The organism is Sphingomonas sp. dw_22, assembly GCF_018449795.1.
GTDB lineage: Bacteria > Pseudomonadota > Alphaproteobacteria > Sphingomonadales > Sphingomonadaceae > Sphingomonas.
Genome location: NZ_JAAVVE010000025.1, coordinates 28,530 through 41,983 on the forward strand (window position 1 = coordinate 28,530; position 13,454 = coordinate 41,983).

14 protein-coding genes are annotated in these 13,454 nt (G+C 66.3%); 7 read left to right on the top strand and 7 right to left on the bottom strand.

Annotated elements, in window-relative coordinates:
* Window positions 1–150: 150 nt before the first annotated feature.
* Both glyS and HB724_RS12230 read right to left on the bottom strand, forming a co-directional pair.
* Complete coding sequence (glyS, locus tag HB724_RS12225; protein WP_213981221.1) at window positions 151–2,475, bottom strand: glycine--tRNA ligase subunit beta; 2,325 nt, start codon at window positions 2,473–2,475, stop codon at window positions 151–153.
* Window positions 2,472–3,311 carry a glycine--tRNA ligase subunit alpha gene (locus HB724_RS12230; RefSeq protein ID WP_213981253.1) on the bottom strand — a complete coding sequence of 280 codons (840 nt, stop codon included), beginning with the start codon at window positions 3,309–3,311 and terminating at the stop codon, window positions 2,472–2,474. The genes glyS and HB724_RS12230 overlap by 4 nt, the downstream gene beginning before the upstream one ends.
* A 136-nt stretch (window positions 3,312–3,447) precedes the next feature.
* Here HB724_RS12230 and HB724_RS12235 point away from each other — a divergent pair, with 136 nt between their 5' ends.
* The 3 genes from HB724_RS12235 to pth all read left to right on the top strand — a co-directional run bounded on the left by HB724_RS12235 (window position 3,448) and on the right by pth (window position 5,704).
* The gene (locus tag HB724_RS12235) at window positions 3,448–4,329 is read left to right on the top strand and encodes a TraB/GumN family protein (RefSeq protein WP_213981222.1); all 882 of its coding nucleotides are present in this window, start codon (window positions 3,448–3,450) and stop codon (window positions 4,327–4,329) included.
* Between the two features lie 113 nt (window positions 4,330–4,442).
* Entirely contained in the window at window positions 4,443–5,054 is a 612-nt protein-coding gene (locus HB724_RS12240) for a 50S ribosomal protein L25/general stress protein Ctc (RefSeq protein ID WP_213981223.1), read from the top strand.
* An 80-nt stretch (window positions 5,055–5,134) separates the two neighbouring features.
* Window positions 5,135–5,704 (top strand): aminoacyl-tRNA hydrolase, encoded by a 570-nt coding sequence (gene pth / locus HB724_RS12245; protein ID WP_213981224.1) that lies wholly within the window; start codon window positions 5,135–5,137, stop codon window positions 5,702–5,704.
* Between the two features lie 57 nt (window positions 5,705–5,761).
* On the opposite strand, the gene HB724_RS12250 is transcribed toward pth, so the two are convergent.
* Window positions 5,762–6,757 (bottom strand): transferrin-binding protein-like solute binding protein, encoded by a 996-nt coding sequence (locus HB724_RS12250; RefSeq protein WP_213981225.1) that lies wholly within the window; start codon window positions 6,755–6,757, stop codon window positions 5,762–5,764.
* Window positions 6,758–7,040: 283 nt separating this feature from the next.
* Here HB724_RS12250 and ychF point away from each other — a divergent pair, with 283 nt between their 5' ends.
* Window positions 7,041–8,138, top strand: a complete 1,098-nt coding sequence (gene ychF, locus HB724_RS12255; RefSeq protein WP_213981226.1) for a redox-regulated ATPase YchF — start codon at window positions 7,041–7,043, stop codon at window positions 8,136–8,138.
* 98 nt (window positions 8,139–8,236) lie between these two features.
* Here the strand turns inward: ychF and HB724_RS12260 are convergent, their stop codons facing one another.
* Window positions 8,237–8,632 carry a MerR family DNA-binding protein gene (locus HB724_RS12260; RefSeq protein ID WP_213981227.1) on the bottom strand — a complete coding sequence of 132 codons (396 nt, stop codon included), beginning with the start codon at window positions 8,630–8,632 and terminating at the stop codon, window positions 8,237–8,239.
* Window positions 8,633–8,691: 59 nt separating this feature from the next.
* Here HB724_RS12260 and HB724_RS12265 point away from each other — a divergent pair, with 59 nt between their 5' ends.
* The 3 genes from HB724_RS12265 to HB724_RS12275 all read left to right on the top strand — a co-directional run bounded on the left by HB724_RS12265 (window position 8,692) and on the right by HB724_RS12275 (window position 11,434).
* Window positions 8,692–9,444, top strand: coding sequence for a MauE/DoxX family redox-associated membrane protein (locus HB724_RS12265; RefSeq protein WP_213981228.1), 753 nt, complete (start codon window positions 8,692–8,694; stop codon window positions 9,442–9,444).
* A gap of 40 nt (window positions 9,445–9,484) precedes the next feature.
* Window positions 9,485–10,750 carry an ectonucleotide pyrophosphatase/phosphodiesterase gene (locus HB724_RS12270; RefSeq protein ID WP_213981229.1) on the top strand — a complete coding sequence of 422 codons (1,266 nt, stop codon included), beginning with the start codon at window positions 9,485–9,487 and terminating at the stop codon, window positions 10,748–10,750.
* A 237-nt stretch (window positions 10,751–10,987) separates the two neighbouring features.
* Window positions 10,988–11,434 (top strand): MaoC family dehydratase, encoded by a 447-nt coding sequence (locus HB724_RS12275; RefSeq protein WP_213981230.1) that lies wholly within the window; start codon window positions 10,988–10,990, stop codon window positions 11,432–11,434.
* A gap of 29 nt (window positions 11,435–11,463) precedes the next feature.
* Here the strand turns inward: HB724_RS12275 and HB724_RS12280 are convergent, their stop codons facing one another.
* From HB724_RS12280 to HB724_RS12290, 3 genes are all read right to left on the bottom strand, one after another.
* Entirely contained in the window at window positions 11,464–11,808 is a 345-nt protein-coding gene (locus HB724_RS12280; protein WP_213981231.1) for a hypothetical protein, read from the bottom strand.
* Between the two features lie 174 nt (window positions 11,809–11,982).
* Window positions 11,983–12,522, bottom strand: coding sequence for an adenine phosphoribosyltransferase (locus HB724_RS12285; protein ID WP_213981232.1), 540 nt, complete (start codon window positions 12,520–12,522; stop codon window positions 11,983–11,985).
* A gap of 85 nt (window positions 12,523–12,607) precedes the next feature.
* Window positions 12,608–13,441, bottom strand: a complete 834-nt coding sequence (locus tag HB724_RS12290) for a cytochrome c1 (RefSeq protein ID WP_213981233.1) — start codon at window positions 13,439–13,441, stop codon at window positions 12,608–12,610.
* Window positions 13,442–13,454: the final 13 nt, after the last annotated feature.

A 13,454-nucleotide genomic window follows, 5' to 3' on the forward strand; every position in this document is an offset into this window, starting at 1 on the left:
CGTCCCCACCAAGGGCGGCACGGACCGCCTATCGCAGGTGCGAAGAAACAAAAATGGCTGACTGCGTTGTCAGGAGGCAAGTTTCTTTTATCAGACTATTGAGAAACTTGAGGAAAGTTATCTGATTACTTTCCGATAATGTCCTCAGCTTTATCCCTCGATCCGTGAGAAGTCGGCCACTTTGTGCACTGCGTCACGCATACGCACGAGCAGGCCCAAACGCATCTCGCGTTTGAAGGAGTCGGCGTCGTTCACGGTGACCTGATCGAAAAATGCGTCGATCGGCCCGCGCAGCGTGGCGAGCGCGGCCATGGCGCCTTCGAAATCCTCCGCCGCGACGGCGGCCTCGGCCTTCGGCTCGGCGGCATCGAGCGCTTCGGCCAGCGCGGATTCGGCCGGCTCGGCTTCGTAGATCTCGTTGTCGGCCACTTCGCCGGGGACGAAATTCTCCTTCTTCAGGATATTCGCGGCGCGCTTGTACCCGGCGAGCAGGTTGGCCCCTTCCTCGGTGGCGACGAAGGCCTGGAGCGCCTTCACCCGGGCGAGCAGGCGAACGAGATCGTCCTCGCCGCCGAGCGCGAACACCGCGTCGATCAGGTCGTGGCGAACGCCGGCCTCGCGCTGCTGGACCTTGAGGCGGTCGGCGAAGAAAGGAACCACGAGTTCGGCCGCGCCATGAATTTTCATCAAGCGGTCGAAGCGTTCTAGGCCAGGGCTACTGACAGTGACTGGCCCGTATATTGGCTTGTCGCCTATCATCACGGTGAATTGATTACCGTCCTGCTCAAGATGAATATTGGCGTCGCCATAATCACGAAATGGTGGAATATCACTCCCGCGTACGGACGCCAGTGTATGCCAGCGTTGATAATGAAGGCTCCGGTCAGCAACTGCACCAAGCGAACAACGAATCTCATTTTCCAACAGGATGCGAATGATGCCCAACGCTGCTCGGCGAAGCGCATAGGGATCACGTGATCCAGAGGGCTGTTCTCCCTCGATGAAGAACCCAACGATTGAATCCAGCTTATCCGCCAGCGACACCGCCACCGTCACCGGCGCGGTAGGCACATCATCGCCCTGCCCGACCGGCTTGTAATGATCGCGGATCGCCTCGGCGACTTCGGCCGGCTCGCCCTGCGCGGCGGCGTAATAGCCGCCCATCAGGCCCTGAAGCTCGGGGAACTCGCCGACCATGCCGGTGACGAGATCGGCCTTGGCGAGTCGCGCGGCGCGCTCGGCCATGTCGGCTAAGCCCTCTCCCCTCCGGGGAGAGGGTTGGGAGAGGGGCAGTTCGGCAAGCGGAGCGCTGGAGGATGACTCCCCCTGTCCCCGGAGGGGAGAGGGGGAAGAAGTGACGATCCCCTCTTCCACCAGCCAGCGCGCGAGCTTCGCCACGCGCTCCACCTTGTCCGCCACCGTCCCCAGCTTCTCGTGGAAGACGATCTTCTCGAGCTTCTTCGCGTTTTCCGCGAGCGGCACCTTCAGGTCCGTCTCGTAGAAGAAGCGCGCATCGCTCAGCCGCGCCGCGAGCACCTTCTGGTTGCCTTCGACGATTCTACCGCCGCCGTCCGCCGCATCGATATTCGCCACGCAGACGAATGCGTTGGCCAGCTTCCCCGCCCCATCGCGACACACGAAATATTTCTGGTTCACGCGCGCGGTGAGCTGGATCACTTCGGGCGGAACCTGGAGGAAATCCGCATCGAAGCGCCCGAGCAGCGGCACCGGCCATTCGGTGAGCCCGGCATTCTCGAACAGCAGCCCATCGTCCTCGACCAGCGTCAGCCCGGCCTTCTGCGCGGCCATCTTGGCGCCCAGCGCGATGATGCCGCGCCGTTCGGCCCCGTCGACCACGACATGGCAGGCGCGCAGCTTCTCGACATAATCGGCGGCCGAGCCGATCGTGATCGCGCCCGGATGATGGAAGCGATGCCCGACGGTGGCGGCACCGGAGCGCAGCCCGGCGGCCTCGAACTCGACCACGTCCTCGCCCAGGATCGCGACGATACCCTGCAACGGACGCACCCAACGCTGGCTCTCGGTGGAGAGCGACCCCGCGCCCCAGCGCATCGACTTGGGCCAGGGAAAGGCGCGGATCACGGCGGGCACTGTCTCGGCGATCACCTGCGCCGTCGGCCGGCCGGGCTTGTCGACCACGGCGAACAGCACGCCGTCCCGCTCGACAAGCTGGTCCTCGGCCAGTCCGGTCTTGCGCAGGAAGCCTTCCAGCGCCTGCGGCGGTGCGCCGACGCGCGGCCCCTTGGTCTCCTCGGAGACGGCGGCTGTCTGGTCGGGCAGGCCCCTGGCGATCAGCGCAAGCCGACGCGGCGTCGCATAAGTGACGATTCCGGCGGCCTTCAGCCCGGCCTTGTCCAGCTCGGCAACGAAGAGCCGCGCAAGATCCTCCCGCGCCTTTTCCTGCATGCGCGCAGGGATTTCTTCGGAGCGGAGTTCGAGGAGGAAGTCGGTCACGCCGCCCACCCGTTCTTCTCCATCCACGCCGCGCAGCTGCCCTTCGCCAGATCGCGCACCCGGCCGATATAGGCCTGGCGCTCCGCCACCGAGATCACGCCGCGCGCATTGAGCAGGTTGAAGATGTGGCTCGCCTCGATCGCCTGCTCATAGGCCGGGATCGGCAGGCCCGCCGCCAGGCAGTTCTCGCATTCGGCCGCAGCCTTTTTGAACAGGTCGAACAGCGCATCGGTATCGGCGACCTCGAAGTTCCACTTCGACATCTCGCGCTCATTCTCCAGGAACACGTCGCCATAGCTGACGCCCGCATCGTTGAAGGCGAGGTCGTACACGCTGTCCTTGTTCTGGATGTACATCGCCAGCCGCTCGAGCCCATAGGTCAGCTCGCCCGCCACCGGCTTGCAGTCATAGCCGCCCATCTGCTGGAAATAGGTGAACTGGGTCACCTCCATCCCGTCGCACCAGACTTCCCAGCCCAGGCCCCAGGCACCGAGCGTGGGCGACTCCCAATCGTCCTCGACGAAGCGGATGTCATGCTGGGTGAAATCCACGCCGATCGCCGCCAGCGAGCCCAGATAGAGTTCCTGGAGATCGGGCGGGCTCGGCTTCAGGATCACCTGATACTGGTAATAATGCTGGAGCCGGTTCGGATTCTCGCCATAGCGGCCGTCCGTGGGCCGGCGGCAGGGCTGGACGAACGCCGCGTTCCACGGATCCGGGCCGAGCGCGCGCAGCGTCGTGGCGGGGTGGAAGGTGCCCGCGCCCATGCGCATGTCATAGGGCTGGAGGATCAGGCAGCCGCGCGCGCTCCAGTAATCGTGGAGCTTCAGGATCATGCGCTGGAAGCTGAGAGATTCGGACAAGATTAGCTACCCATGGTGGGGATATAACGCGGCCGCTTTGGCGCAGCGTGCCGGGAGGGTCAACCGGCGCGGCGTTGACACTGTCGTCCCACGCGCTCCAAGGCGGGGCATGATCCGCGCGCTCCTGCTTGGCCTGTTGCTGCTATTGGGCGCTTGCAAGGCCACGCCCGAGCCCAAGGCCAGGGATGCCGATCCGGCGCTATGGGTCGTCCGCGACGCCGACACCACGATCTACCTGTTCGGCACCGTCCATATGATGCGGCCCGGCCTCACCTGGTTCGACGAGGCGGTGCGCAAGGCGTTCGATGCCAGCGACGCGCTGGTGCTGGAGCTGGTGATGCCGCCCGAGGACCAGATGCAGGCGCTGGTCGCCGAACTGGGCACGACGAAATCCGGCCCCATTCTGCCGCAGCAACTGCCCCCCGCCCTTGCCGCCAAGCTGCGCGCGGCGCTTCCCCAGGCAGGCATGTCGCCCGATGCGCTCGATCATGCCGAGCCCTGGCTGGCGGCGATGACGCTGTCGGTCCAGCCGCTCCGCCAGCTCGGCTATGACGACAAGGACGGCGCCGAGCAGGTGCTGAACGCCGCGGCCAGGGCGGCGGGCAAGCCGATCGTCGGGCTGGAGACCGCGCGCCAGCAATTCGGCTATTTCGACCGGCTCTCTGCGCCCGCCCAGCGCCAGTTGCTGGAAACGACTCTCGACGACCTGCCCAATGCCGCCACCGAGATCGAGACGATGGTGCAGGACTGGAGCGCCGGCGACGCCGATGCGCTGGCGCGGCTGCTCAACGCCGATCTCGATCGCGCGCCCGAGCTGAAACAGGCGCTGCTGGTGACGCGCAACCGCAACTGGGCGAACTGGATCGCGGCGCGGATGCGGCAGCCCGGCACCGTGTTCGTCGCGGTCGGCGCCGGGCATCTGGCGGGCACCGACAGCGTGCAGGCGGAGCTGGCGAAGCGCGGGCTGAAGGTGGAGCGGGTGCGCTACTAGCGGCGCCCTTGCCCTTTCGCCGCTTCTCCGCTATGCGCCCGCGCTCCGAGCCAGGGTCATCCCTGGAGGCCTGGCCGGTGAACGTTAAACTTTAAACGCATTGGAATCGACACATGAGCGACACGCTTACGCTGTCGGCCGAGACGCGCGAACAGGTTGGCAAGGGAGCCTCCCGTTTGCTTCGTCGTGAAGGCCGCGTCCCCGCCGTGATCTATGGCAACAAGCAGGATCCCGCGAGCATCCACGTCAACGAGCGCGAGCTCATGAAGCTGCTGATGACCGGCCACTTCATGAATTCGGTTGTGATGGTCAACGGCGAGCGCACGCTGCCGAAGGACGTCGCGTTCGATCCCGTCAGCGATCGCCCGGTCCATGTCGACTTCCTGCGCATCTCCGAGCATGCCAGCGTCCATGTCGAAGTGCCGATCGTGTTCACCGACGAAGAGCTGAGCCCCGGCATCAAGCGCGGCGGTGTGCTCAACATCGTCCGCCACGAGCTCGAGCTGGTCGTCGATGCGGCGAGCATCCCGGACGAGGTCACGGTCTCGCTCAAGGGCGTCGAAGTCGGCGATTCGATCCACATCTCGGCGGTGACGCTGCCCAAGGGCGCGACGCCCGCGATCACCGATCGCGACTTCACCATCGCCACCGTGGTCGCTCCGTCGGCACTCAAGTCGAGCGAAGGCGAGACGCAGACCGAAGGCGCCGAGGGCGAAGCCGCGTAATTCGCGCTTCGAACTTCGCGGTTCAAAAAATCGCCTCCGCGCCCTAGGTGCGGGGGCGATTTTCTTTTTGGGGTGAAGCGATGCAGCTCTGGGTCGGCCTGGGCAATCCGGGTCCGCAATATGCGATGCACCGGCACAATGTCGGGTTCATGGCGGTGGACGCCATTGCCGAGGTGCATGGCTTCTCCGCGCCGAAGAAGCAGTTCCAAGGCTGGACGCAGGAGGGGCGGATCGGCACCGAGAAGATCGTGCTGCTCAAGCCCGGCACCTTCATGAACGAGAGCGGCCGCGCGGTGCGCGCGGCGATGGATTTCTACAAGCTGGCGCCGGCGGACGTCACCGTCTTCCACGACGAGCTCGATCTGGCCCCGATGAAGGTCAAGGTGAAGACCGGCGGCGGCACCGCGGGCCATAACGGCCTGCGCTCGACCGACGCACATATCGGCCCCGATTTCCGCCGCGTGCGCCTGGGCATCGGCCATCCGGGGCACAAGGACCGCGTCACCGGCTATGTGCTCGGCAATTACGCCAAGGCCGAGATCGAGCCGCTGAGCGACATGCTGGGCGCCGTGGCGGCCGAGGCGCCCTGGCTGGCAGCGGGCGACGATGCGCGCTTCATGAGCGAAGTCGCGCTGCGGCTCCGGGACTGAAAGAAAAAGGGCCCCGGTTTCCCGGAGCCCCTCGTCTCTCGTCCCGAAAGGGAGGCGTTACTTCTTGCCGATCACTTCGCCGACCAGACGCTGCTCGGCGCCGCCGTTCGTGCCGGCGGCCGCGAAGGTGATGCCGATATTCTCGCCCTGCGAGCCGAAGAAGCCGCCCGCCAGCGTGCCCGACAGCGCGCTGCCGCTGGTGAAGCTGCCGGTGAACTGGTTCTGGCCGACCGGGATCGCACCCTGCGCGGTGAGCGTCGCATAGGGCACCGCCGCGCCGCCGCCCGCAGGCAGCGTGGTGAGGGTGAGCGTCAGGTCGACCTGGCCGGTCGCGAAATTCACTGCGCTGGTGACGGTGCCCGAAACCCGCGAGACCGTCGTGGCCCCACCGGCGACGCTGACCAGCCGGCCGACGACGCGCGAGGAATAATTGACCGTGCCGGCGGTCGGCATGTCGGTCAGCACCGTCGGATAGCCGAACACGGTATAGGTCAGGCGCTTCTGGCCCGTGGTCGAATCGCCACGCCACCAATTGGCGTAGCTCACCCGGGTAAGGGCCAGCGAAGCATCGCTGGTGACCACCGACGGGATCGTGTTGTTCAGGAACTCCGCCTGGGAGAAATTGCCCGCCACCGCGCCCTCGGCGGTGCTGACGGTGCGGAAGATATATTCGGGCACGGTCGCTACCGGCGCGGTGGTGAGGTTCGCGTTCACGAACCTCGATTCCTCGACATTCTCATGCACCACGTAGGTTCCAGTGGCGATCGCCGAATCGAGCGCGAGGCGCACGCGGCTCGACATCATCTCGGTGCTGGCGACGCCCAGCGTGACCGCGCCGGCATCCGGATCGCCGGTATAGCTGGTGGCCGCGTTGATCGTGGTGAACTCGGTCGCGGCAGCCAGCGGCAGCGCGACATAGGTCGGCGACGGCGTGGGTGTCGGCGTCGGCGTGGGAGTCGGCGTGGGGGTCGGATCGGAATCGTCGCCGCCGCCGCAGCTCGACAGCGCGAACGCAGCCAATGCGGCGCTCATGATGATGTGACGGCGAATCATTCGAAAGCTCCTCGTGAATACGCAACCTGCCGAAAGGCGTGTCGCCCCTGTACCTCAGATGAACGGGCCTCCGTCAAGCGACGAACCGCGCCGTTTCCCGCGCAAGCGCGCCCATCCTCAAGACGGAGCCGAACCCTTTCCCCCGTAATGCGGCGATTTAAGGGCCTGGAGCAACCCCGGGGCGCTCCCCCGCACCTCCGACTGGAAAGTGCGGCGCTTTGCGCCTATCGAGCGCGCATTCATCGGCCCGCCGGGGCCGCCACATCACAGGATCACGATACTCATGGGTTTCCGCTGCGGCATTGTGGGCCTGCCCAACGTCGGCAAGTCCACGCTCTTCAACGCGCTTACCGAGACCGCCGCGGCGCAGGCGGCCAATTATCCCTTCTGCACGATCGAGCCGAACGTCGGCAACGTCGCGGTGCCCGATCCCCGGCTCGACAAGCTGCGGGAAGTCGCGGGATCGCAGAAGAAGATCGAGACGCAGCTCGGCTTCGTCGACATCGCCGGGCTGGTGCGCGGCGCGAGCAAGGGCGAAGGGCTGGGCAACCAGTTCCTCGGCAATATCCGCGAAGTCGATGCGGTGGTGCATGTGCTGCGCTGCTTCGAGAATGGCGATGTCACCCATGTCGAGGGCAAGGTCGATCCGATCGCCGATGCCGAGACGGTCGAGACCGAGCTGATGCTCTCCGACCTGGAGAGCCTGGAGAAGCGCGTCCCCAATTTCGCCAAGAAGGCCGCGCAGGGCGACAAGGAAGCCAAGCTCGCCGCGAGCGTGCTCGGCCAGGCGCTCGAGCTGCTGCGCGACGGCAAGCCGGCCCGGCTGACCGTGCCGAAGGACGAGGAGGAGCAGCGCGTCTTCGCGCAGGCCCAGCTCCTGACCGCCAAGCCGGTGCTCTACGTCTGCAACGTCAACGAGGAGGACGCCGCGCACGGCAACGCACTCTCCGCGCGCGTGTTCGAGAAGGCCAGGGCCGAGGGCGCCGAGGCGGTGGTCGTCTCCGCCGCGATCGAGGCCGAGATCGCGACGATGCCGGTGGAGGATCGCGGCGAGTTCCTCGCCGAGCTGGGGCTGGAGGAGACCGGCCTCGCCCGCGTCATCACCGCCGGCTACAAGCTGCTGCACCTGCTGACCTTCTTCACCGTCGGCCCCAAGGAAGCCCGCGCCTGGACCGTCCATGCCGGCGCCACCGCGCCCGAGGCGGCGGGCGAGATCCACAGCGATTTCGAGAAGGGCTTCATCCGCGCCGAGACGATCGCCTATGACGATTACGTCACGCTGGGCGGCGAAGCCCGCGCCCGCGAAGCCGGCAAGCTGCGCGCGGAGGGCAAGTCCTATGTCGTCCAGGACGGCGACGTGATGCACTTCCTGCATAGCTGAGGCGATATCTTAGCCCTCTCCCGCTTGCTGGAGAGGGTTGGGTGAGGGTTGAGTGCAATGCGCTCTCGATCCGCCCCCTTTCCCGCACGCGGGAGATTTCACCCCTCGAACGCGGCAAGGATCGGGCACGGCCCCTTGCCGCCGGCCCCGCACTCCCGCGCCAGCTTCGTCAGCGCATCGCGCGCCGCAGTCAGCTCCACGATCTTCGCATCCAGCGCTACGATCCGTTCCCGCGCGATCTCCCGCGCCCGCGCCCGATCGCCGGTGGCGTCCAGTGCAAGCAGCTCGCCGATCTGTTCCAGCGTGAACCCTGCCGCCTGCGCCGATCGGATGAACCGCAGCCGCCGCACATCCGGCGCGCCATAGCGCCGCACCCCGCCGTAAAGCCCCGCCCGCTCCGGCGTGTCGAGCAGCCCCCGGCGCTGGTAATAGCGCACCGTCTCCACCCCCACCCCGCCTTCGCTGGCCAGTTTTCCGATCGTGAGCGCCGACATCGCTTGACTCCGTACCATGGTACGGAAGCTATAGGCACCGCGGACCAAAGGAAACAAGCATGGCAACCGCGCCCCGCAAGACCGCAATCCTCTATCGCATGGTGATGGACGATCATTTCTGCCCCTGGGGGCTGCGCGCGAAGCATCTGCTGGAGAGCAAGGGCTTCGCGGTCGAGGACCGCCACCTCAGGACGCGCGCCGAGGTGGACGCCTTCAAGGCCGAGCAGGGCGTCGCGACCACGCCGCAGACCTTCATCGACGGCCGGCGGATCGGCGGGCATGACGATCTGCGCCGCTATCTGGGGCTGAAGGTGCGCGATCCGAAGGCGGTGACCTATACGCCCGTGATCGCCCTGTTCGCCTGCACCGCGCTGCTGGCGATGGCGGTGAGCTACGCGACGATGGCGACGCCCTTCACGGTTCGCGCCGCCGAATGGTTCATCTCGTTCAGCATGGTGTTGCTGGCGATGCTCAAGCTGCGCGACGTCGAGGGATTCGCGACGATGTTCCTCGGCTATGACCTGCTCGCGCAGCGCTGGGTGCCCTATGGCCGCATCTACCCCTTTGCCGAACTGCTGGCGGGGCTGCTGATGACGGCGGGCGCGCTGACCTGGCTTTCGGTGCCGATCGCGCTGTTCATCGGCGGCATCGGCGCGGTCTCGGTGTTCAAGGCAGTCTATATCGACAGGCGCACGCTCAAATGCGCCTGTGTGGGCGGCGACAGCAACGTGCCGCTCGGCTTCGTCTCGCTGACCGAGAATCTGTTCATGATCGCGATGGCGCTCTGGATGCTGGCCGCCCCGATGCGATAGGACTTCACTCCGCAACAATTGCGGGGCAAGGGGCCTGGACATGCGCTGGTATTCGAAGATCGCCGCCGCGGCCCTTGCCGCCCTGCTCCAGGCTTGCGCGACCGCGCCGGCGCTGACCCCGCCGCCCGCGCCAACCGCCGCGGAAGCACGGGCGCCGGTGACGATCCTCGTCTCGATCGACGGCTTCCGGCCCGATTATCTGGAGCGCGGCGTCACGCCCAACCTCTCGCGGCTGGCCGCCGAGGGCGCGAGCGCTTCGATGCGGCCGAGCTTCCCGTCCAAGACCTTCCCCAATCACTGGACGCTGGTGACGGGCCTCTATCCCGATCACCACGGCATCGTCGCCAACAAGATGGAGGATACCGCCCGGCCCGGCGAGACCTTCACCATGGCGACCGACGATCCCTTCTGGTGGAGCGCGGCCGAGCCGATCTGGGCGGATGCCGAAAAGGCCGGCATCCGTGCGGGCGCGATGTTCTGGCCCGGCGCGAACGTGCCCATCGGCGCGGTCAAGGCCGACAAATGGCCCTACAAGATCACCGGCGGCACCCGGCCCGAGGATTGGGCGCAGTTCAACCAGGCGATCACCGGCGAGCAGCGCGTCAACGGCGTGATCGACTGGCTGCGCCGCCCCGCCGCGATCCGGCCGAAGCTGCTGACGCTGTATTTCGATACGGTGGATACTGCAGGCCATGCCTATGGCCCTGCGGACACGCGCACCACCGAAGCGGTGGCGGACGTCGACAAGCGGATCGGCGAATTGCTGGCCGGGCTCGATACGCTCGACCAGCCCGCGAACCTGGTGATCGTCGCCGATCACGGCATGGCCGCGACGAGCAGCGAGCGCACGGTGCTGCTCGGCTTGCCGACGGAGGACTATCATCTGGTCGAGGCCGGCCCCTATGCCAGCCTGACCCCCTTGCCCGGCAAGGAAGCCGCGGTGGAAAAGGCCCTGCTCGGGCACCGCGCGCATATGGATTGCTGGCGCAAGGCCGAGATCCCCGCGCGTTTCCACTATGGCACCAATCCGCGCATTCCCGCGATCTTCTGCCTGGCCGAGGACGGCTGGCAGATTTCCGACAAGGCGCCGAAGGAAGGGATTTCGGGCGGCAACCACGGCTATGACAATCAGGCACAGGACATGGCGGCCCTGTTCATCGCCCATGGCCCTGCCTTCCGGCCGGCGAAGCTGGCATCGTTCGACAATGTCGATGTCTATCCGCTGCTCCGCGACCTGCTGGGCCTGTCGCCCAAGCCCGGCATCGACGGCTCCGATGCGCCATTCCGGGGCGTGCTGGTCCGGTAACGCGACACGCATTCTTGCAATGTAGGATTTGAGAGCCGAACGAAGGGCCGGCTCTTTCTCATCGTCGGCATCCCATTGGGCGCACCCGGCCCCGCGTGGAAAACACGCGGAGTCGAGTCAAATGAGTCAACCGGTAGTCAACTTACCCAACGTCACCCCGGCACTTCGGCCGTGACGAGAGTTGGCGCGATCACCCAGCCTCTTGCCAAGAATGCGTTTCCATCCGAAACTCATTCCATGCTGTATCTGGACGATATCGAAGTCGGCGCGAAGCGGAGCTTCGGCCGCTATGAAGTCACGCGCGAAGAGGTGCTGGCGTTCGCGGGCAAATATGATCCGCAGCCCTTCCATCTCTCCGACGAGGCCGCGGCGGAAACCCATTTCGGGCGGCTGGCCGCGAGCGGCTGGCACACTTGCTCGATGACCATGGCGATGCTGGTCGCGGAGATGAAGGTGCATCCCCAGGCGAGCCTGGGCGCGGCGGGCATCGACGAGCTGCGCTGGCTGAAGCCCGTCCATCCCGGCGATACGCTGCGCTGCGAGACCGAGACGCTGGAAGTCCGGCCGTCGCGCAGCAAGCCGGGCATGGGCAGCGTCCGCAACCGCATGACGGTGTTCAACCAGCATGACGAGCCGGTGCTCCAGTTCATCGCGATCGCATTGATGCGGACGCGCCCGGCGTGACGTCCTTCCCCGCAGGGAAGTAGCGGGGATCAGCGGCGCCGCCCGCCGCCGGGACGGCCGGGGCGGCCGCGTCCGCGGAAATCATGCCAGTTGTTGCGCCAGCCGCGATCGCCGCGCCAATTGCCGCGCCGCCCTTCCCAATAGCCACGCTGGGAGTCGTTCCAGGCGTGGCGGCGGCGCTGCCGGTCATAGACGTAGACGCCGGTGCCCGGATAATAATAGTCGCCATACCAGCCCCAATACGGGTCTCCCCAGGCCGCGTTGTAGCCGACCGAGACGCCCGAATAGCCATAGCCGTCCTCCGCGCAGCCGCCGAGCGCGGCGGCACCGGCAAGGGCGGTGGCGAGAAGTGCCGATTTGAGTACGAAGCGCATGTCCGGTCTCTCCTTGAGCCTGGGGCACGAAAAGGCGTGGGCCGCGGATTTCCACGCCCCCATGATGACCGAATGCCTGACACGGAAGGCAGTTCCCGGTCGATACGTGAAGGACACATCGCCCGTTACCCCGGCACTTCGGCCGGAGTGGCCAAGGAGAGCGTGAGGGTCGGCCTAATGCCCCTCGAACGCCACCAGCGTCGAAACCGCGATCCCGTCGCCACGCAGCGCGTCGGCGCCGCCCAGTTCGGGCAGGTCGATCACGAAGGCGGCCTGCACGACTTCGGCCCCGGCCTTGCGCAGCAGCCGCACCGCGGCGCGCGCCGTGCCGCCGGTGGCGATCAGGTCGTCGACCAGCAGCACCCGGGCTCCGGGCGCGAGGGCGTCGGCGTGGATCGCGATCCGGTCGATGCCATATTCCAGCGCATAATCCTCGGCGATGGTCGCGCCGGGCAGCTTCCCGTCCTTGCGGACCAGCAGCACGCCGGTCCCCAGCTTCACCGCCAGCGCCGCGCCGAACAGGAAACCGCGCGCCTCGATCCCGGCGACCAGATCGACCTTGCCCTCGACCTGCGCGGCCATCCGCTCGATCGTCAGAGCCAGCCCCTCGGCATCGAGCAGCAGCGTGGTGATGTCACGAAACATAATGCCCGGCTTGGGGAAGTCTGGAATCGTGCGGATGCGCTGCCGGATATCGTCGTTGGCGTCGGCCATGAACCAGTTCCCGAAAAGAATGGACCCCGCCCAAGCAGCGCTTCGGCGGGGTCCGCTAGATCAATTATATACGCGAAGGCGAGGCTTAGTGCTTCACGCCGCGCCAGACGGTCAGATACGCGCCATAGGCGAGGATCGTCGCGAAGAGCAGGAACCCGATCACCGCGAAGCCGACGGAATGGCGACTCTGCATCGTCGGCTCGGCCGTCCACACCAGGAACGCCGCGACGTCCTTGGCCATCTGGTCCACGGTCGCGCGGGTGCCGTCGGTATAGGTCACCTGGTTCTCGCTGGTCAGCGGCGGCGGCATCGCGATGTTGAGGTTCGCGAAATAGGGGTTGTAGTGGCTACCCTCGGGCGTCTTGGCGCCGGGGAAATGCTTGACCAGCTCGTCCGGCTGCTTGGCTTCATAGCCGGTCAGCAGCGAATAGACATAAGCCGGGCCGTCATGCCGCGCCTTGGTGATGAGGCTCAGGTCCGGCGGCGTGCCGGTGCCGGCATAATAGACCTTGGGAAAGCGATCGGCAGGCGTGTTGTCACGCTCGCCCCAGGTGCCGGCCTTGGGATCGAACACCGGTTGCTTGGCGCCCCAGTCCTTGGCGATCTTCTTGGTCTCGGCATCGTTGTAGCCGAGCGCCTTCAGGTCGCGGAACGCGACCATGCCGAGCGAATGGCAGTTCGCGCAGACTTCCTTGTAGACCTTGAAGCCGCGCTGGAGCTGCGCCTCGTCGAACTTGCCGAACGGCCCGTCCGAAGCGAGCGCGAGTTCCTTGGGAGCCTTGTGGAATTCATGCTCGGCCGTCGGCTGCGGCGGCTCCTGGATCAGCCCCGTGATGGTGCCGACCAGCGCCACCAGCAGCACGAAGGCGAAGCCTCCGCCGATGATGAACTTGATCGAGCGAATGAGCAGCGAAGTCATTGATCCAATTCCC